We start from the raw sequence: 20,850 nt of genomic DNA, 5'->3' as shown, positions 1-20,850 counted from the left end.
TAATTTGTAAATAACAAATCTTTACTACATTTGCCGGATATATCAAATAAAAGAAGATGATTACATATATTATTATAGGTATAACCGTTTTAGTGTCTTATCTCTGTTTCAATAATGCGGAATTGTTCCGTAAGCTGGCGTTGATCCCCTACCGCACGGTAAAGAATAATGAATGGTACCGATTGATAACGCATGGTTTCGTTCATGCGGATATGACGCACCTGTTAGTCAATATGTTTACGTTCTGGTCGTTCGGAACCTATATAGAAAATGTCTTCGGTTACTTGGGTTTCGGAACCTGGGGATTTCTGGGACTTTATTTCGGAGGGATGATCTTTGCTTCCATTTATGACCTGGTAAAACATCATAATGATCCTTATTATGTCTCCATTGGAGCATCGGGAGCCGTATCGGCGATTCTGTTTTCCTATATATTGTTCGACCCCTGGAGTAAAATATTACTGTTTGCGATCATTCCTGTACCGGGAATTATCTTTGGAGTAGTTTACCTGGCTTATTGTCAATATATGGCTAAACGTGCGGGAGACAATATCAACCACAATGCCCATTTTTACGGGGCGGTATATGGTTTTCTGTTCCCGGCTTTACTTAATCCTTCATTGATAAAAGCCTTCCTGTCTCACTTTTAAACGGAATATTTTCTATATATATTCGTGTTCAAGTGTTTGTATTTTAAGGTATTATTTATAGATTTGTGGAAATATCTCAATTTCTCTAATACCATAATGCAGACATAATGAAAAGAAGAAACTTCATCAGGAGTGGGGCACTGGCTCTTGCCGGCTTCACTATTTTACCCCGTCACATTTTAGGTGGAACGAATTTTGTCGCTCCCAGCGATCAGATAAATCTCGGGATTATCGGCTGCGGGGCACAGGGACGCTGGACGTTAGCTCCCGAGTTTGCCCGCCGTGCGAATCTGATTGCAGCATCCGACTGTGAATCCCGCCAGTTGAATGCCATGCAGGCAATTGTCGAAAAAGAAACCGAAAAGGCAAAAGGACAGGCCTATAAAGGTTTTAAATTGTATGCCGACTATCATGAATTGTTGAACCGCAGTGATATCGACGGTGTGATTATTGCCACACCGGATCACTGGCATGCGGTACAGACTATTGAAGCCTGCCGTGCCGGAAAAGATGTGTATGTGGAGAAACCCATGTCGCACAGTATCGAGGAAGGACGTGCCATGGCCGATGCTGTTAAGAAATATAACCGGGTATTGCAGGTCGGCAACATGCAACGTTCATGGCGAAACTTCCGCCATGCCTGTGAACTGGTCCGTAATGGGTATATCGGTGAGATAAAAGAAGTAAAAGTTTCCATCGGACCTCCTCCTGTTAAATATGATCTTCCGGCGCAACCGGTTCCCAAGACGCTGGACTGGGAAATGTGGATCGGGCCGGCTCCCATGAATGTATATAATGAGGAACTGGCTCCGCCTATGGAGCGGAATATGTTCCCGAACTGGCGTAATTACCGGGAATACGGTGGTGGTATGATCTGTGACTGGGGTGCCCACATGTTTGACATAGCCCAATGGGCTTTGGGCATGGACGATTCCGGTCCGATTGAGTTTACTCCTCCTGAGGAAGGAGAACTGAAACCGCTTAGCATGCGTTATGCCAACGGAACAGTAATGACACATGAGCCTTTCCGTAAGGCGGATGGAAATGCAGTCCGCTTTATCGGTTCGGACGGTGTGATCGATATCAGCCGTAGTTTCCTGGATACGATACCTGCCAAACTACAGGATGAAGTGATCGGTGATGACAAGATCAAATTGTATAAGAGCGACGATCATTACAATGATTTCCTCACAGCAATGAAGACTCGCAAACAGCCGCTTAGTACCGTTGAGATCGGACATCGTACGGCTTCGCTTTGCCATATCGTAAATCTTTGTTACGAGTTTGACCGCAAACTGGTGTGGAATCCGGAAAAAGAAGAATTTTTCTTTGACGACGAAGCTAACAGACGAAGAGGAAATCCGATACGCGAACCGTATAGCCTGAAAGTGTAGCTATATATAATAATGTATAGGAAAAACGGTAGCGGCGATAAAAGTTTATGAAGACTTTTACCGCCGCTATCTCTTTTATTCAGCCCTTGTTTAGAACCGTGGAGGAGGACCGCCCGGTCCGCCATGGCCTCTGCCACCCGGTCCGCGCATATCGCTTGCAGATGCTCCCCCTTTAAAGATGCTGAACCGGTAAATGAAGTGAACCATGAAGTAACTACTCAGCGTATTATATTCCGAATATTGTGTATAGTCAGCTGTTACGCTCTGAGAGATATTACTGCGTTGTTGCAGGATATCATAAATTTTGAAACGCAATGTCGCCTGTTTTCCTTTCAGGAAAGATTTGGATGCGGATGCATTCCATAAAACTTCCTTCTGTTGGTATCCGGCTGCGTAACCGGAGTTGGCCGACCAGGTTATGTCGCTTTCAATCTTGAAATCGAGTGGAAGATAAATGGTAGTAGTTCCTCCCACGCCATAATTGTAAATATTCTGGTCGTTCTGGTTTTGCAAAGAGTTCTTAGTCCCACTATAACGGAAGTTTCCGTTTACTCCCAGGTCGATATAATCCGAACGAAAATCGATACCGGCACGTTCCATGGCCGAATAATTCTTGTTCGTATTTTTCTTTTCATTAATGAAACCGTTTGAATTGGCGAATGAAGCCATTGTCATCGAGTTAACGGAGAACTTTCTGTTCTTCAGCGGCGTGTTGAACATGACGCGGAAATTGCCGTTATAGTTCCCGTTGACATTATCATAAGTCGTCATTTTCTTTCCCGATTCCCCAACATATATAGATTTGGTAACGATGGCGTTGACAACATAGTTGGCATTCAACATCAACATGAGAGCTGTCTGCTTTTCCGGAACAAATTTCTGGTAACGGGCAGAGAAGTTATTTGAATAAGTCGGTTTCAAATCCGGATTACCGGTGATGGTGTTCAGCGGGTCGGAGATGTCGGCTACTGGTTGCAGTTGAGTCATCGACGGCTGGCTGGTACGACCGCGATAGTTAATGCGCAGGTTAGTTCGTTTATCGAACCGGTAGTTGAACCGAACCATCGGCGACAGGTTGACAACGTTGCGCGTCAGCTTTGAAAGGGTCGTATCGCCTACAAAATTCTCACTTACACTGTGCGAAGGCTCCAGGTTCATACCGATGGTATAATCATATTTTTCCCGGACAGCCTTAAAGGCCAGGCTTGCCTGCTGGTTGATGAAGTTATTGCGGTAACTTTTGCTGTATGCAGTGTCCAGTACATTATAATCTTCGCTGTCTTCTCCTCTTACATAAGAGTTTTTCAAGGATTCCTGTTTATTCTGGCTGATACTGTAGGTTGCCTGGATGAAGTTATTATGCCTGATCGGCTCGACCCATGATAAATAAACGCGGTAGTTAAACCCTTTGTTATCATATCTGAATTGCTGGTCGATCAGTTCATCCTGGTTATTTCCCATGAAATATTCTGTGTTCGAATAATTCAGTCCTTTGTTGTAGGAATCGCTGAGCCCTCCGGTTAAAGAACCACTGAAGACGCGCCCTTCGTCATTCAGCTTACGACTGAATTCCAATCGTGCATTCAGGTTGTAACCTTCACCATCGGATACGTAATCGGATTCTCCGAGGTTGACTGTATCGCCCAGGTTTGTCAGTGTGTTGAACGAACCGAACTCCCGGTTATGACTGTTGCTATAACTGAAACTAGGCTGGAAAATGATTTGGGTTGCCGAGTCAGGCTTCCATTCCATGCGGAAATCGGTACCGACGTTATCGCTTTTCGTGTTTTTATTATTTATTTCATTGTAAATAGTAGAACTGTCGTTCGGCAAAATATTTGTCCGGTTGATCTTACTGTTCGCTTCATTGTCGGAATGTGAATAACGGACATTACCTCCCAGGGTCATTTTAGAGTTGAATTCTTTACTGAAGTTCAGACCTACGTTTCCGGAGGTGGTGATACCGTTACCGGCTCCTCCCGACCGTCCGCCCCGTCGTCCTCCCATACCGGAGAACATGTTGGAGGCAATATCGGAGAATCCCATATTGTTCGTGTTATTGATACCTCCCATAAGTGTGAACTGGTCGTTGTTGATAAACCGGTTCACCATGAAATTACCTTCATACCGATCCTCACTTCCATAGCCGGCAAAGGCATTACCGAACCATCCCTGCTTCATTCCCGGCTTGACAGTCAGGTTGATCACGGTTTCTTCATCCCCGTCATCGAATCCGGTCATCCGTGCCATATCGCTCAGGCGGTCCAACACCTGTACTTTTTCCACCATTTTAGAAGGCAGGTTTTTGGAAGCTACTTTCGGGTCGTCGGAGAAAAATTCTTTTCCGTCTATCAATACTTTCTTGACTTCTTTTCCATTGACGGTAATCTTTCCTTCGCTGTCAACTTCCACGCCGGGCATCTTTTTCAGCAGGTCCTCCAGGACAGCTCCTTCGGTTGTCTTGTAAGAATCGGCGTTATATTCGACCGTGTCGTTGCGAACGACCACTTCCGGAGCCTTGCCGATCACGACGGCTTCACCCAGCTGGATAGCTCCGTCGCTTAATGCTAATTTACCTAATTTGACAGGATTTGTTTTTCCGGTGATACGGATGGGTTGGTATAAAGGATCGAATCCCACAAAGCTGACATGTAATAAATAACTGCCGGCTTTAATACCTTTCAGTGTAAAATTACCATTGCGCGAACTGGCTACACCGCCAACCATCGTGCTGTCTTTTACATTCAACAAGCGTACTGTCGCCTGTTCGATTGGCTCATTGCTTCCATCTTCTACCACCGTTCCGGTGATGTCAACTCCACCCTGCTGCGCAAATGCCGGCAAAGAAAAGAGGATAAAAAATAACCATAATAAGTACCTTCCCAATTTCATAACTAATGTATTATCTGTATCTAACAAACATTCTCCCGGACTGGTTTCCGAGTACGAGAAGATAGACACGACGAAGGTTATTAAGTTTAAAAATATATGTGATGATTTTGATTTATTAACGAAAACATTTGTCAGCAAATTGACAGATGAAAATCCTGAACTGCCGGAATATCAAAATGCTATATCAAGTGGCTGGTGAAGGAACTGTATAAGACTGATGGAGGAAATGCTGCTTTTTATACAAACCTAGAAAGGTTTGAAAATGTTATAATGCTCTTGATAACGAAGTAATTATGCCATAATAGGAAATTAAAAAGGATATCTGAATCCTTTTTCTGAAATAAATGATGATTGTCTGATATAACGATATTCTAACTGTGCACTGTTTTTGAGTCGTTCTGGAGGAAAAAACTGCTCGTAAACATACAATTAGGTGCTTGAAAAGTCCTTTTGAGATTGTCAATTAACATCTATTTGCACTGTTTTTTGCTTATAATAAATCTTCATCTCGTTTAAAACGAAAAAAAATTCGTTTTAAACGAGATGGAAATTTCTTTAAAATGAACTGAGAGCTGGATGGTAAGAATGATTGTTGTTAATTGTTGTAAAAACAAATCCTGTAGAAGATAAGATTTGAAGAATTCACGTGTTATGATAAAATCTATTTGTGTAACATATTGACGCAATATGGTTGTGTTTTGACTTCTTTTGTCAAATCTCTTTTCTCTTTTTTTCAGGAAGGGAATCCGAATAAAAAAGAAAGCAGTGGCAGATAATCCTTTAGTCTGACACGAAGTATTTTCAACGCTTGGCTGATTCTGTATTCAACGGTTTTGACGGATACGCCGAGTTTAGTAGCTATTTGAGTATTCGTGAGTTCGCCGAATCGGCTTAAGGTGAAGGTGTCACGATAGGTATCGGGCAGTTCCCTGATAGCTTTATTAATATGTTCCGTTAGTTCATTTACGAAGTAGTAATCCGGATCTTCAAACTGATCTTTAAGTTTGTCATATATATGGTTATGTATTCGTTCGTGATATAGTTGTTTCTTGATAGCATTCAGGCAGCGGTGTTTTGTTGAAATGAAAAGATAGGATTTCAGAGAAGTTCCTATTATAAGGCTTTTCCTTGTTTCCCAAATGAACAGCATCAGATCCTGTACTAACTCTTCAGAATCTTCATCGGAAATATACTGGGAGGCATATTCGCATAAAGGTGAATAGTATTTTAGAAAAAGCTGTTTATAAGCGTTCTCATCACTATTTTGTAGCAAATTCAGTATCTGATCATCATTCATGGAGTTGGATTGTTTGTCTGTTGTGGTATCTCGAATCTATAAGCAAATGTAAATTGTTTCTTTATACATACAAAATATTTTATACGATTTACTAATTACTTTTTTTGAAAAAAGTAGAATATGAGTTTAGGGTACTGTACCTGTAGTTTTGTCGTATATATAGAATGGAAAAAGAAAATAGACATATTATCAGTAATGAACCGGATGAAGCTGTCCTTTTGAGATATATATCGGAAACCGCTTCGGAAGAGGAAAGAATCTGGGTTGACGGTTGGTTAAGGGATGATGAAGCCAGGGAGAACATTTTATTACAGTTGGCTACTATAGACCATGCCCTTCGCACGAAAAAAAGAATAGCATCCCGTAATTCACTGGAGGCTTTTTGTAAAGTGGAAAGGCGTATTAAACGTTTACAGAGAAAAAACTGGATAAATCGCACTTATCTGGCAGCAGCCTGCTTTTTGGGTGTCTTGATCTTATCCACTGCCATGTCTTATTGGATGCAAAAAGAAACAGGGGATGAGGCACAGATAGTAACAGTTCAGGCTAATGCGGGTATGCGTACGCATTTTAACCTGCCGGATGGGACCGTCGCTTATTTGAATTCAGGAAGTGTACTTTCATATCCGTTGCATTATGATAAAAAGGAAAGGCGGGTAACGCTTACAGGTGAGGCTTATTTTAAAGTTACGCATAATCCGGAACAACCGTTTATAGTTAGTGTGGCTAATGACCGGATGCGTGTTAAAGTGTTGGGGACGGAATTTAACTTGCAGTCTTATAATAATGAAAGTATAGTACAAACGACATTGGTTAGTGGGGCTGTAAATATAGAAGCTGTAAAAAATAATGATATAGTATCTAATATTAAACTTAAGCCTTCGGAAAGGGCTGTCTATGATATTTCTTCCGGTTCTGTTTCTATAGCTACCGTAAATACGGACTACGATACGGCCTGGAAAGAGGGGCGTTTAATGTTTAAAGACATGCCGATACCACAGGTTTTGAAGAAGTTGTCTTATTTTTATAATGTAAGGTTTGATGTAAAGGATTCTGTGATCAATACGTATCGTTTTACCGGAACATTTGAAAATAAACAATTGTCACAAATCTTGGACTATTTGAAAATTTCTTCGCAAATAGATTATACAATTAAGCGAATGACATCGGATGATAGTTCGGGTATTCAAAATGAGACTGTCACTCTGAAGAAAATGAGATAGTGTTAAATCTGAATGTTTAACGACTTAAAATATATGCCTATGAAGTAATACAGGATTATTGTAAGCCTTATTGAAAACATACGGAAATATGTTACCAGCATATTTCCGTATGAAAATTCGAAAGGTCTTTGGAGACTAATCAAACATTTTTTTTAATCTTAAATCACTGCAAAAGTATGGTAAAGATTTATTATTTCCAATATAAAGGGAATATTAGTGCCTTTATATTACAATCTAAAATCACAAGAATCATGAAGTTAACCAGTCTATTGCTTTTTTTGTCAATCGGATTAGCTTGGGCATCGAATTCATATGCACAAAAGGCTATACTTTCGATGAACATGACTAATCGGACGGTTTTTGATGTATTGGAAGAGATTGAAACGCGAACTGATTTTCATTTCTTTTATAACAGCAAGATTATCGATATCCATAGAACAGTTTCGGTAAACGTAAAAGATAAATCTGTTTTTACAATCCTGGATCAAATATTTAAAAATTCAAATGTTGCTTATAAGGTCGTAGATAAGGATATTATTCTTTCGGCAAATGAAGCATCTAGAATTTTACAGGATAGGCGAAGGATAACAGGGGTAGTTAAAGATAAAAGTACAGGTGAACCTGTTATCGGAGTGAATGTCTTAGTGAAAGGCTCAACAAACGGAACGATTACTGATATAGATGGTAGGTTCTCTTTGGAGGTTTCATCGTCTGATATATTGTCTGTTTCTTATATCGGCTATATGTCACAAGAAATTACAGTAAGTAATAAAGAAGTGATCGATGTTGATTTACAGGAAGATTCGACTAGTTTGGATGAAGTTGTAGTTGTGGGATTCGGTACGCAGAAAAAAGTCAATTTGACAGGATCTGTATCGGCATTAAGCACGAAAGATATAGGGAAATTGAAAGTGACACAAACCTCTCAATTATTATCGGGAATGGTTAGCGGTATCAATGTTACACAAGGTTCCGGACAACCAGGGGCAGATCAGTCTTCTGTAACGATTCGTGGATTGGGAACTTTCAGTAGTGCGGGAAACTCTCCATTGGTACTGGTTGACGGATTATCTTCTTCGTTGGATAATGTGAATGCGAATGATATTGAGAGTATTTCTGTTTTAAAGGATGCAGCATCAGCTTCTATATACGGAACCAGGGCTGCAAATGGGGTAATATTAATCAAGACTAAAAATGGTAAAGAGGGGAAAGCGCATATTACATATCAGGGAAGTTTTGGCTTTTCACGAGTGGCAGATAAAGCGAAGATTGTAGATTCCTGGACGTATGCGGAGCTATATAATGAGGCGTTGATTAATAGTGGAGGAAGTCCACAGTATACAGCCGAAGAGATTGCGAAGTTTAAATCGGGAGAAGATCCGGATAACTATCCGAATAAACGACATTATGATGATCTTATTTCATCCGGTAACGGGTTCCAGACAAATCAATACGTAGGAATAACAGGTGGTACGGAAAAGAATTCATATATGTTTTCTTTGGGCTATCTTAATCAAAATGGTATTGTTGATGAAACTAATTACAAACGGTACAATGTGATGTTTAATGCAAATAGTAGAATAAGAGATAATTTTAAGATTAATGTAAAATTTGCAGGACAACGAGGAGACCGTCATGAACCTACCGCAGTAGACAGTGCTCCTAGTGATGGTGTGGAGGGGCTTATTGATTATTCTTTGAAGATTCCGAATACGGTTGCAGGAAAACGTTCGGACGGATATTATGGAAACCAAACAGGATTTACTGTTGAAGGATGGATGGATAGCGAGTCTTTTATCAAATACAGTGATGTAAATGCTGTTGCAAGTGCCAATTTTGAGTGGAATATTTTGAAGGATTTGAAGTTGACAGGGATCGCAGGATATGATTATACCAGTAATGATTTTAAAAAATTTAGACCAACATTGGTGATAGATCAATATAATACTGCTTCTCCTTCCGATTTGAGAGTGCGTAATACGAGAAACTCGTTATTGACATTACAGGCTTATTTGAATTATGATTTATTATTGAAGGATCATTTGTTTCATTTTCTTTTAGGTTATTCACAGGAGAGTAATAAGGATGAATGGGTGGAAGCTTATCGTGATAATTTTCCCAACAATGCTTTATATGAAATAAATGCAGGTTCCGCATCTAACCAGCAGAATAGTGGTTCTGCATCAGAATGGGCTTTGGCTTCTTTTTTCGGAAGAATTAATTATTCTTTCAAAGATCGATATCTTCTTGAAATGAGTGCCAGATATGATGCTTCTTCCAGATTCCCTAAAAGTAACAGGTGGGGATTTTTCCCTTCTATTTCAGGTGGATGGATTGTATCACAAGAGGATTTTTTTGATGTGCCGATGATTAATAATTTAAAATTGAGAGTATCTTGGGGTACATTAGGCAATCAAAATATTGGAAATTATCCTTATCAACAAGTGCTTACGTTAGGAATGAATGTTCCTTTCGGTGTGTCGGAGGTCTTATGGCCTGGAGCTGCTGCAACAGTAGTACCGAGTACAAATATAACTTGGGAGTCGACTAAAGTTGCGAATGTGGGATTTGATTTGTCTTTATTTGATAATAAAATGACATTGACTGCAGATTATTATAATAAAGAAACTTCCGACATATTATATAATGTAACCGCTTCGAAGATATTGGGAATGACCCCTTCTGTTCAAAATGCAGGGACTGTGGTTAATAAAGGAATAGATCTTTCTATTCAGCATCGTAATATAATAGGTGATTTTTCTTATAGCATAGCAGGTAATTTGTCGTATGTAAAGAACAGAGTAAAAAAGTTAGCAAATGTGGAAAGAGATATTGATGGAGGTCTTTTTGTCGGTTATTCTTTGGAATCAATTTATGGTTATGTGACGGATGGCTTCTTTAACAGTCAGGAAGAAATAGATAATTATGCAAAACAACCAAGAACTGCTAAACCTGGTGATTTGAAGTTAGTGGATATTAGTGGTCCCGACGGAGTTCCGGATGGAGTGGTAAATGCTGATTATGATCGTAAGATAATTGGTGATAAATTTCCTAATTGGAATTTTGGATTAAATATGAATGTTGGATATAAACAGGTAGATTTCTTGTTGAATATGAGTGGAGTGGCCGGTATGCATAGACTTATAGATGGGTTTCAGGCTAATGCTTTTTATTGGGGGTCGAATCCTCAGGAATGGATGGCAAAGGGACACTGGACAGAAACAAACCATGATGCAACTTATCCTAGAATGTTGATTTTAGGAGGAAATGAACAACAATTATATACATCTACTTACCGGCTTATGAATGCCTCTTTTTTGCGTATCAATGATATACAGATTGGATATACATTTCCTTCTTCACAGATACATTTTTTGGGTATGTCGAATTTGCGGTTATATGCCAGTGTAAAGAATGTTGTAACATTTCATAATTATTTAGAGGGATGGGATCCGGAAAGGAGAAGCCAATACCCGGCAGTTCGAGATTTTATGTTTGGTATTAATGTTACATTTTAATAAACAAGTAATATGAAAGTTATGAGAATATATGGTTTTATTTCGATTATCCTTGCATTCGGACTGATGGGATGTGATAGTTTATTGGATAAGAATCCATTGGATTGTTTGTCTACTGAAACATTTTGGAAAACGGAGAGTGATGCAAAATTGGCGTTGACAGGAGTTTATCAAACAGATAAATTGACTGGATCGACAACTGTAAAAACGATTTATGATTTGTGGAATCAAGATACTTATTTGAGATTTTTTGAAGCTTCTACAGATAATGGATTTGACAAAGATTATAATGTGGCTGATATTAATAGTGGTGATTTGACGGCTTCATTTGCAAGGACGGCAGAGTTATGGGCTACTTCTTATCAGAAGATTATAAAATGTAATAATTTTCTCGAAAATATAGATCGTGTGGAAATGGATATCGAGGAAATGAAAGTCATGAAAGCAGAAGTGAAATCTATTAGGGCATATAATTATTTTTGGTTGTCATTTTTGTGGGGAGATGTACCCTTGGTGACAAAAGTATTAACTGTTGATGAAGCAAATAGTGTTTTTCGTGATTCGAAAGAGACGGTTGTCAATTTTATTGTGACAGAATTGCAAGAGGCTATTCGTGATTTGCCAGTTACGCGTCCAAATGAAGATTATGGACGGATAACTAAAGGTGGTGCTTTGGGGATCTTGGGTAGGGTGTTTTTAGCGGAAAAAAGATGGGAAGAAGCGAAAGATACCTATAAGCAAATTATGAACTTAGGTGTTTATGAAATAGATCCGCGATTTAGTGACTTATTTATTGAAAAGGGCGAAAACAGTAAAGAGTTTTTATTGGTGAGCAAGCGTACTCAAGATCTTTATACTAATTCGATTCAGCTAGTTTGTCAAGGTTTTACATGGGGAGGATGGCATCATTTCAGCCCTTATAATGAATTGGTAGAAGAGTTTTGTTGTATAGATGGATTACCAATTCACGAATCTCCGTTATTTGATCCGGAGAAGCCATATGAAAATCGGGATCCGAGGTTGTTGAAAACTGTATTTGTTGATAATGTGTCTGTTTTTAAAGGAATACTTTATATCGCTCATCCGGATTCTAATCCATCTATTTATATGGATCAATTGTTGCGACGTCCTTGGAGTGGTTATGCTGTGCGTAAGTTTTGTGATGAAAGTTATGAAGGTAATTTGAATTCTTATGGTTGTGATTTCCCCATGATTCGTTATGCAGAGGTTTTGTTGAGTTATCTGGAAGCTAATATAGAGTCTGGAAGTCCTATAACTCAGCATTTATTAGATGAAACCATCAATCGTGTCAGAGGGCGTGAAGAAATAAAGATGCCTTCTGTTACGGAAACAAATCCGGATAAGTTGACCACTATCTTAAGACGTGAACGGCGTGTTGAATTGGCTTGGGAAGGATTACGATTATTTGATTTGTTCCGATGGCGCACAGCTCATATTTATTTGCAGACCCGTTTTCATGGAATGAAAGTTTGTTCAGCGAAAGATGCTCCTACATATACAACTGTTCCGGTTGATGAAAATGGATATTATTTGATTGATGAAACGTTCTTCAGAGAGGATGTAGATTATTTATGGCCTATTCCTCAAACAGAAAGAGATGTCAATAAAAATTTGACTCAAAATTATGGGTATTAAAAAGCAAAGATGTGTCTTATGCAAACAAGGAGGAATTTTTTAAATAGATTATTGGGAGGAGTAGGAGTCAGTGTACTCTCTTCTTTTACAGCTTGTAGTGGAAATTCTAAATGGAAAACCACTCGGATGGAGTTGCCTGTTGTTGAGGAAGTGGATATTTGTATATTGGGAGGGAGTTGTACCGGTGTGTTTGCAGGAGTGCGGGCTGCTCGATTAGGTGCAAAAGTTGCAGTCGTAGAAAAGCAAAACGCATTTGGAGGTGTGGCTACAAGTTCTTTAGTTAATATTTGGCATTCTTTATATGACACGGAAGCAAAACAACAGATTATAGCAGGGCTGACAAGCGAGATGATAGAACGTTTGTCTTTGCGTAATGCAGTTATGACGAATCCATATTATCCAAGTTCCGCTTATACATTTAATTCTCAAGAACTAAAAATAGAGTTGGATGAATTGGTATTGGAGTCTGGCATTCATCCTTATCTGCATACATTGTTTTCTGAGCCTTGTCTAGATGAGTCTGGTAAGCTTGTTGGTATTGTGATTGATAATAAATCGGGAAGAGGAATTATTAAAGCAAAATACTTTATAGATGCTACGGGGGATGGAGACCTTTGTTATCGTTTAGGTCTAAAATCTTATGCTTTTGAATTACTGCAACCTCCCACGACTTGTGCACATTTTGAAGGTTGGAATTCCGGAGAATTCGACGAACTATTAAAAAAGCATGGAGCAGAATTTAATATTCCGGATGGATTTGTTTGGGGAGCAACGCTGCCTGAGACAAATGTTTATATGCTTGCGGGAACACGGGTATATAAAGCGGACTGCGCTGTTGCAGATGATTTAACGAGAGCGGAAATAGAAGGCAGAAGACAAATTCGTGCAATTATGGATATGTTGAGGAAATATGGGAAGAAGGAAAATCTCCCCGGTCTGGTTGCTTTGCCGTCATACATTGGAATACGGGAAACAAGGCATATAAAATGTCTTTATCAGATTAGTGATGAAGACGCGATGTATGGAAAACATTTTGATGATGCGATAGCGAATGGAAGCTATCGTTTAGATATTCATCATCAGGATAAACCTGGTTTGACTTTTAGATATCTTGATGGTTCTGAGGTATATGTAAGGCCGGGTTTTGCAGATCAGAAAGGGCGGTGGAGAAAAGAAATGGATGTAGATCCAACTTTCTATCAAATACCGCTTCGTTCGATCATACCAGAAAAACATGATAATCTGATGGTTGCCGGAAGAATGCTGGATGCTGCGATTATTGCTTATTCCGGCATAAGGGTTATGGTGAATATGAATCAGGTTGGTGAGGCTGCCGGTGTTACTTCATATCTGGCACTACAACAGCAAAAAAGAATTAGGGATGTTTCAAGTAACGAAGTTAGGAACGAGTTGAGAAAAGGGGGATCTATAATTATCTAGGTTAGAATTTATTTTTATTGGAAACCGGACTCGGGATACTATGCCTGAGTCCGGTTAATTTCATTTTTGTTGTTTTTTTAGTTTAAGTTTGTGTATTCTGTTTTTATCTTATTACTTTGTAGAGTGTTTTTTTACAATATCTTATATCTAATAAATCTAAAGTACATGAAAACAAACATTCTGACTTTTTTGTGTTTTGTCTTCCTTTGTGCCTGCCAGGCTCCACCAGTCGAAGAGTATGCAATCATCCCGCAGCCTCAGGAAATTTCCTATACACCTGGTTTTTTCAAAATGGGGAATCATCCGGTTATTTCTTATTCCGGGGATTTGAATAATGAGGCAGGGTTGTTGCAAAAGGCTCTTTCTTCTGATTTTTCACTTAGTGCTACTGTAAAGGATACAGGTAAAGGTGATATTAACCTGGTACTTGATCCGGCAGTTTTACCGGATAAGCCGGAAGGATATCAACTGGAAGTATCTTCCGGAAAAGTGGAGATAAAAGCCGGAACTCCTGCCGGTATTTTGAATGGTGTGCAGACGTTGCGGCAGATCATCAAGGAGAAAGATGGAAAATATATGATACAGAGAGCTTCAGTTTCTGACTATCCGGCTTTTTCCTGGCGTGCTTTTATGCTGGATGAAGGACGTTACTTTAAAGGAAAAGATGTTGTCCTGAAACTTTTGGATGAAATGTCACAACTGAAAATGAACACGTTCCATTGGCATCTTACTAATGACCAGGGTTGGAGGATTGAAATTAAAAAATATCCGAAACTGACTGAAATCGGTGCTTTCCGCGATTCTTCGGAAATCAACCATTTTGGTAGTGACGTGTATGACGGGAAACGGCATGGAGGATTTTATACACAGGAAGATATAAAAGAAATTGTTGATTATGCCTCTAAACGCCATATTACCATTGTTCCGGAAGTAAGTATGCCGGGACATGCCAGTGCGGCTATCGCTTCTTATCCCTGGTTGGGCACAAGCGGAAAGCAGATCAAAGTTCCCGGAAAATTCGGAGTACATTATGAAGTGCTGAATGTTTCCGATCCTAAAGTGTTGCAATTTCTGGATGATGTAACCAATGAAGTGATAGCGTTATTCCCAAGCCCGGTATTCCATATCGGAGGTGATGAAGTGAAATACGATCAGTGGAAAGCATCTCCGGCAATACGTAGTTATATGGCAAAGAAAGGTTTGAAGACTCCGGCTGAACTTCAGATCTATTTCACAAATGAAATCTCCAATATGCTGGCGGTAAAAGGAAAGCGAATGATGGGGTGGAATGAAATTACCGGAGATAAACTGCATGAATATCAGTCGGAAGAGGATACGAAAGAAGCAGAACAGCAGTTGGCAAAAGGTACGATCGTTCATTTTTGGAAGGGCGATCCGGCTCTTATCAAGAAAACGATCGATAAAGGATATGATGTGGTAAATTCTTACCATGAGTATACTTATGTGGATTACAATTATGAATCGATACCTTTATCCAAGGCTTATGCTTTCAATCCGGTTCCTGAAGGGTTGTCTCCTGAAGAACAAAGCAGAGTGTTAGGACTTGGTTGTCAGATGTGGGGTGAATTTATTCCTACGGTTGAAAGCATGAACCGGTTGACTTATCCGCGTATTGCTGCTTATGCAGAAACAGGATGGAGCGGTTCGGATAAAAAAGATTACAATCGTTTCCTGAAATCTCTTGATTACTTTAAAAATAAATGGGCTGCTGAAGGAATAGTGATAGGACCGACTGAATAAAAAATATTTTTTTTGCAGAACGATTAAACTATTTCCATGTAACAAAGTCTATTATATCGAAGCGCTTCACAAACAGGAAAATATTAATTTAGTAATAAGTATTAGTTTATGAAGAAGGTAATAGGATTGTTTTTGGTTATCCTGATTAGTTCGGCAACAGTTTTTGCACAAAGTGGTAATCGTCAGGGAAAGAAGGGAGATCCCTCTCAACGTAGTGAAAAAATGATCGAGGAATTGAAACTCGACGATAAGCAAGCTGCGGAGTTTCGTAAGGTTGAGGCTGATTTCCGGGAACAAATGAATAAGGAACGTGAGGCTGTAAAAGATGACCGCGAAAAGATGCGGGAAAAAATGACAGCCATGCGTACTGAAAAAGAGGCTCAAATTAAGAAGATTCTGACGGACGAACAATATAAGCAGTATCAGGAAAAACAAAAAAAAGCTCCTCGTAAAAAAGGACATGGACGTAGATGATAGAAATAAAAAATCCCCGGCAGAGCATTCCGCCGGGGATTTTTATGTGTTATTAGTTGATTATAACGTTTTCAGTTTCAGATTACGCCATAATACTTTGATGCCACCACCGTCGTGGATCTGTAAAGCAATGCGGCCCTGACCGGCACCGATTTTTTCATCATTGATGTTAACCATTTCTTCGCCATTCAACCAGGTCTGTACATTATCACCCTGCACTTTGATACGCATGGTGTTCCAGTCGCCTTCTTTCAGGATTGTTTCTTTTTCATCCGGGATCTGGATCAACCATCCGCGTCCGTATGATTCGTAGATACCGCCGGTATCGTGTCCTTTAGGAGCAACTTCAACCTGCCATCCGTTTACTTTTACGTCTTCTTCAATGAAAGAACGGATAAATACGCCAGAGTTACCGTCGGCTTCCTGTTTGAATTCTACTGTCAGGTCGAAATCATCATAGTAATCACGTGTTGCCAGATAACCATATTTTTTGTCCGGACCGCTTTCGCAAATCAGTAAACCGTCTTTTACATACCATAATTCTGTACCGTATGCTTCCCAGCCTTTCAGGTCAACACCGTTGAAGAGGTTGACTTCTTTGGACTTACGGGGAAGTTCTTTGATCTTTATGTTACGGAAAGAAGCTGGATAACCATGATCCTGTAAACAGAGGACACCTTTTTTAGCTAAACCGTATTCAGGAGCGTTTGCCCATTTTCCGCTGTTTTTCTTTTCATACCAATCGTCTGTCCAAGCTTCGAATTCTAGGATTTTCTGACCATTCAGCCAATGTTCTACATGGCCATTGTCGAATACAATCTTGGAGTTGTTCCATTCGCCTTGCGGATTAACCTTCATTTTGGATTTGTCAGGCAAATGCATGGCATAATCGACACCTAGTTTCTGCCATTCTTCCAGAGGTTCCGGGAAGTTAGGCTCGTCGATCAACTGATATTCCGGACCTGTTACATAGGGTACGGCAAATTGCGGACGTTCAACAACATGATAAAGCATACCGCTGTTGCCGCCTTTAGACAGTTTCCAGTCCCATGACAATTCGAAGTTTTCATACTGTTTGTCGGTTACGATATAACCGCTGGCATCGCTGCCGTCACCTTTTGCCTGGATACATCCGTCTACTACGTGCCAGGGTTGTGTCAGGGTGGTTCCGTTATAGTCTTTCCACCCGTTGAGTGTTTTTCCGTCGAAAAGAAGTTGCCATCCGTCAGCGACTTCTTCGGGAGTAAGCGTGTTTTGCTCAACACCTGCACAAGAGGTAAACAAGGCCAATGATACTGCACAAGAGGCCAATAAGCTTGTGGCTGTTACTCTTTTCACTACTGATTCCATTTTAGATTAAGTTTAAATTAATGATAATGATAAATTGCAAAGATAAAAAAGTTATTTAAAAGATTCTGCAAAAATACACGAAGAGGGTAACTGTCTTTCTGAAAATAAAGTTTTATCTTGCATGCCTTAAATCATACCTATGGATAAGTGGATACTACATTTTTCCCTTCTATTGGTTCTGCTCGGCTTTGTGTTTTTTGGTAGCAAAAAGGGTGAAGTGACTGCCTTGTTGAGAGTGGCAGAAAAATCTATTGAGAAAGAACCGGACAAGGCGTTGATATTGTTGGATAGTATTCAACAGATGGAAGAATTATCAGAGCAACAACAAGCTCTTTGGTGTCTGTTGTATACGTCGGTGCTAGATAGAAAGCAGATAAAACATACTTCAGATTCTTTGATACAGATTGCAGTGAGTTATTATGAGAAGAATGATTTGCCCGAGCGTAAGATGCAGGCATATTATTATTATGGAATTGCTCTTCAAGATTTAAACGATGCAATTCAGGCGCAGGACTACTATTTGAGAGCTTATAAATTAGGAATTGAATTGGAAAGATACGTGTTTTTAGGACGTATATGCGCTAATTTGGGTACATTGTATACTTATCAGGATTTGTATAGCCAGGCTTCATATTTCCAGCAAAAGGCTGTCGGCTATTTTGAGAAAAACCGGGATACGGTTCGTTTATCGCTGGTGTTCAGGGATATGGCCCGGATTCATCTGAATGAGCATCGTTTGGATAGTGCGGTCGCTAATTATACAAAAGCATTGAAGTATACTTCGGATGTACATAAATTTTGTATGTTTAATGAATTGACTGGTGCGTATGCACGGATGGGAGATTATGAAAAAGGGGTGTCTTGCGCTCATATGGCTTATGATCGGGCAGAGACTGTTGAAGATTCCTGTTTAGTCAGCCTGGCGTTGGGGAGTCTTTATTTAAGAATGGGAAAGAAAGATTCGGCATATCATTATCTGTCTTTCTGTCGTCAAAGTACAGATCCGTATACCTTAAAAGATCTCTATCTATATTTGGCGCAATTCGAAAAGTCCCGGCATAATTGGCCGACTTATGCTTTTTATCAGGAGCAATATAACGTATTTCGTGATTCGATTGATAACCTGACCAAAATGGAGACCCTTGCCAGGTTGCAACGACTGTATGACTATCGTGAGATTGAAAAGAAAAAGGAATATTATCGGCAAGAATCGGATCGTAAGACAGGCAAGTTGTATAAACTCTCTTTGGGGGGCGTTGGCTGTCTGCTGTTCGTCGTCTGTATCATTTTTTATCTGTGGAAAGAAAGGAAAAAGAAGGAGGAGCAGCTTAACCAGTCTTTGCGTCGTAAGGAACAGCAATACTTGAACAGTCAGCAATATTTAGAAGAGCGAAATGCAGTTATGGCGCAGTTGGAACAACAGTATGAAGCGGTTGTGGCCCAATTATCCGAACAATCTTCCCGGTTTACAACGTCTGTTCAGGAGAAGATAAATTCATCGCATCCGTTCTTCACCTCTGAATTATATCGGGGAGTGTACGCAGAATGGAAAAAACTGGATGAAGTACAATGGGCGGAGGTCATTAAAATGATAGATCATATATTGTATAAAGATTTTACAGGTAAGATAAGAATGTTGTATCCCCGTATATCTGAGTTGGATTTGAATGTGTGTTATTTGGTGAAATTGGAGATTCCGGTAGGGCGAATTGCTGTTTTATTATCAGTGAATAGTCAGGCGATATCCAATAAACGTAAGCGTTTGTATGAAAGATTGACTCAAGAGAAGGGATCCGCACAGGATTTCGATAAGTTCATCAAAACCTTTTGACGCTTTTATCCCCTCTATGATGTTGTTTATTAGATGCTTAAAAATGTGACATTTTTGTGACATCAAATCCTTGGTGGTCTTTGGGGCGGTTTCTACTTTTACGAATCCAAATAAAATAGTCTATGTTTAATAACTAATATAACTGAAAACATGAAAAGTAGAAATCTTATGTTGGGAGCTATTCTATTCATATTAATGGGATGCGGAGTTGATAAATCAGACAGTCTTGTCACAGTAGATGTTACGGTAAATTATCCAAAGAAAGAACTGGTTTTGCAGGATTTTATGGATGTGGAATATATTCCGTTGGAAACGACGGATGAATTTGTTGTCAAAGGTAAGATCACGGATGTCGGTAAAGATATCTTGGTATTGACGAATGTTCGTCAGGGGGAAATTTTGATATTTGACCGGTCGACTGGCAAAGGATTGAAGAAGATTAATCGTAGAGGTCAAGGTCCGGAAGAGTATATATTGCCTTTTAATGTTCATTTGAATAAAGAAGAGGATGAGATGTTTGTGAATGACGGTCCTTCAAGTAAAATCCAGGTATATGATTTGGATGGCAATTATAAAAGGACAATCCCTTATAAACAGGGTGCACTTGTCACGAACTTGTACGATTATGATGAAAATCATTTTCTTTCTCAAAATGTTTATTCGCCCGAGAACGAGTCTTCTTCGTCTACGTTCTTTCTTTTGTCTACACAAGATGGAAGTTGGACGGATATTGAGCTTCCATATGGGAAGAGAATCTCTCCGGTAATCGTAAAGCGTGCAGCGGATGGGATTTACGCAAGTGTTCCCGGTAATAGTTTTATATCTTCTTATCAGGGCGATTGGATTTTGAGTGAACCTTCAGCCGATACTATCTATGCCCATCGGCCGAACGGAGATCTTCGTCCGTTTATGGTCAGGACTCCTTCTGTACAGACAATGACGCCGGAAGTCTTTCTTTTTCCGGGAGTCTTGACGGATCGTTATTATTTTATGCAAACGGTGAAAAAGGAATGCGATTTCGAAAAGAATGACAAAATGCCAACTGTTGATTTAATATATGACAGGCAGGAAAAAAAGATTTATCATTCTATAGTTCATAATGCAGACTTTGATAGTCGTGAGGAAGATTTGTCGGTATGTGTTTTAAACGAAGAGGTTGCTTTCGCCGTATCTTTAGATGCTTTGTCACTTATTGAAGGGAAAGGTAAATTGAAAGGTCAGTTAAAAGAAATAGCAACTCATTTAGGGGAAGAGGATAATCCTGTGGTTATGCTGGCTAAGATAAAAAACTTCTGATTCAAAATCATTAAGACTTGTATCGAACTCAGCCCGGTTACAGTATAAGTGATTCGTTTGATATATAT

At 39.6% G+C, this 20,850-nt stretch carries 13 protein-coding genes; 10 read left to right on the top strand and 3 right to left on the bottom strand.

The window, feature by feature from the left end; all coding sequences use genetic code 11:
* Positions 1-56 precede the first annotated feature (56 nt).
* A complete protein-coding gene (locus DWW91_RS26825) occupies positions 57-650 on the top strand; it encodes a rhomboid family intramembrane serine protease (protein WP_122329376.1) in 594 nt (197 codons plus the stop codon).
* A 107-nt stretch (positions 651-757) separates the two neighbouring features.
* On the top strand, positions 758-2,044 hold the full coding sequence (locus tag DWW91_RS26820; protein ID WP_009859702.1) for a Gfo/Idh/MocA family protein: 1,287 nt from the start codon (positions 758-760) through the stop codon (positions 2,042-2,044).
* Between the two features lie 90 nt (positions 2,045-2,134).
* On the opposite strand, the gene DWW91_RS26815 is transcribed toward DWW91_RS26820, so the two are convergent.
* Both DWW91_RS26815 and DWW91_RS26810 read right to left on the bottom strand, forming a co-directional pair.
* A complete protein-coding gene (locus DWW91_RS26815; RefSeq protein ID WP_122329381.1) occupies positions 2,135-4,936 on the bottom strand; it encodes a TonB-dependent receptor in 2,802 nt (933 codons plus the stop codon).
* Between the two features lie 733 nt (positions 4,937-5,669).
* Positions 5,670-6,233 (bottom strand): RNA polymerase sigma-70 factor, encoded by a 564-nt coding sequence (locus DWW91_RS26810; protein ID WP_122329375.1) that lies wholly within the window; start codon positions 6,231-6,233, stop codon positions 5,670-5,672.
* A 164-nt stretch (positions 6,234-6,397) separates the two neighbouring features.
* On the opposite strand from DWW91_RS26810, the gene DWW91_RS26805 reads away from it, so the two are divergent.
* The 6 genes from DWW91_RS26805 to DWW91_RS26780 all read left to right on the top strand — a co-directional run bounded on the left by DWW91_RS26805 (position 6,398) and on the right by DWW91_RS26780 (position 16,305).
* The gene (locus DWW91_RS26805) at positions 6,398-7,456 is read left to right on the top strand and encodes a FecR family protein (RefSeq protein WP_122329374.1); all 1,059 of its coding nucleotides are present in this window, start codon (positions 6,398-6,400) and stop codon (positions 7,454-7,456) included.
* A 176-nt stretch (positions 7,457-7,632) separates the two neighbouring features.
* On the top strand, positions 7,633-10,974 hold the full coding sequence (locus tag DWW91_RS26800) for a TonB-dependent receptor (protein ID WP_122329373.1): 3,342 nt from the start codon (positions 7,633-7,635) through the stop codon (positions 10,972-10,974).
* 12 nt (positions 10,975-10,986) lie between these two features.
* Positions 10,987-12,630, top strand: a complete 1,644-nt coding sequence (locus DWW91_RS26795; protein WP_122329372.1) for a RagB/SusD family nutrient uptake outer membrane protein — start codon at positions 10,987-10,989, stop codon at positions 12,628-12,630.
* A gap of 18 nt (positions 12,631-12,648) precedes the next feature.
* Positions 12,649-14,070 (top strand): FAD-dependent oxidoreductase, encoded by a 1,422-nt coding sequence (locus tag DWW91_RS26790; protein ID WP_122329380.1) that lies wholly within the window; start codon positions 12,649-12,651, stop codon positions 14,068-14,070.
* Between the two features lie 165 nt (positions 14,071-14,235).
* On the top strand, positions 14,236-15,831 hold the full coding sequence (locus DWW91_RS26785; RefSeq protein WP_010800628.1) for a beta-N-acetylhexosaminidase: 1,596 nt from the start codon (positions 14,236-14,238) through the stop codon (positions 15,829-15,831).
* Positions 15,832-15,939: 108 nt separating this feature from the next.
* Positions 15,940-16,305 (top strand): Spy/CpxP family protein refolding chaperone, encoded by a 366-nt coding sequence (locus tag DWW91_RS26780; RefSeq protein WP_010800627.1) that lies wholly within the window; start codon positions 15,940-15,942, stop codon positions 16,303-16,305.
* 60 nt (positions 16,306-16,365) lie between these two features.
* On the opposite strand, the gene DWW91_RS26775 is transcribed toward DWW91_RS26780, so the two are convergent.
* Positions 16,366-17,655 (bottom strand): DUF1080 domain-containing protein, encoded by a 1,290-nt coding sequence (locus DWW91_RS26775; RefSeq protein WP_009859687.1) that lies wholly within the window; start codon positions 17,653-17,655, stop codon positions 16,366-16,368.
* Positions 17,656-17,794: 139 nt separating this feature from the next.
* Here DWW91_RS26775 and DWW91_RS26770 point away from each other — a divergent pair, with 139 nt between their 5' ends.
* Together DWW91_RS26770 and DWW91_RS26765 are read left to right on the top strand one after the other, a co-directional pair.
* Positions 17,795-19,486: a hypothetical protein gene (locus DWW91_RS26770; protein WP_122329371.1), complete on the top strand. Its 1,692-nt coding sequence runs from the start codon at positions 17,795-17,797 to the stop codon at positions 19,484-19,486.
* 150 nt (positions 19,487-19,636) lie between these two features.
* Positions 19,637-20,782, top strand: coding sequence for a 6-bladed beta-propeller (locus DWW91_RS26765; RefSeq protein ID WP_233584590.1), 1,146 nt, complete (start codon positions 19,637-19,639; stop codon positions 20,780-20,782).
* Positions 20,783-20,850 lie beyond the last annotated feature (68 nt).

It is taken from the genome of Parabacteroides sp. AF17-3 (assembly GCF_003635445.1).
GTDB classification, from domain to species: Bacteria; Bacteroidota; Bacteroidia; order Bacteroidales; family Tannerellaceae; genus Parabacteroides; species Parabacteroides goldsteinii.
Note: the sequence above shows the minus strand (reverse complement) of the source record. Positions and strands in the feature narration are given on the sequence as shown.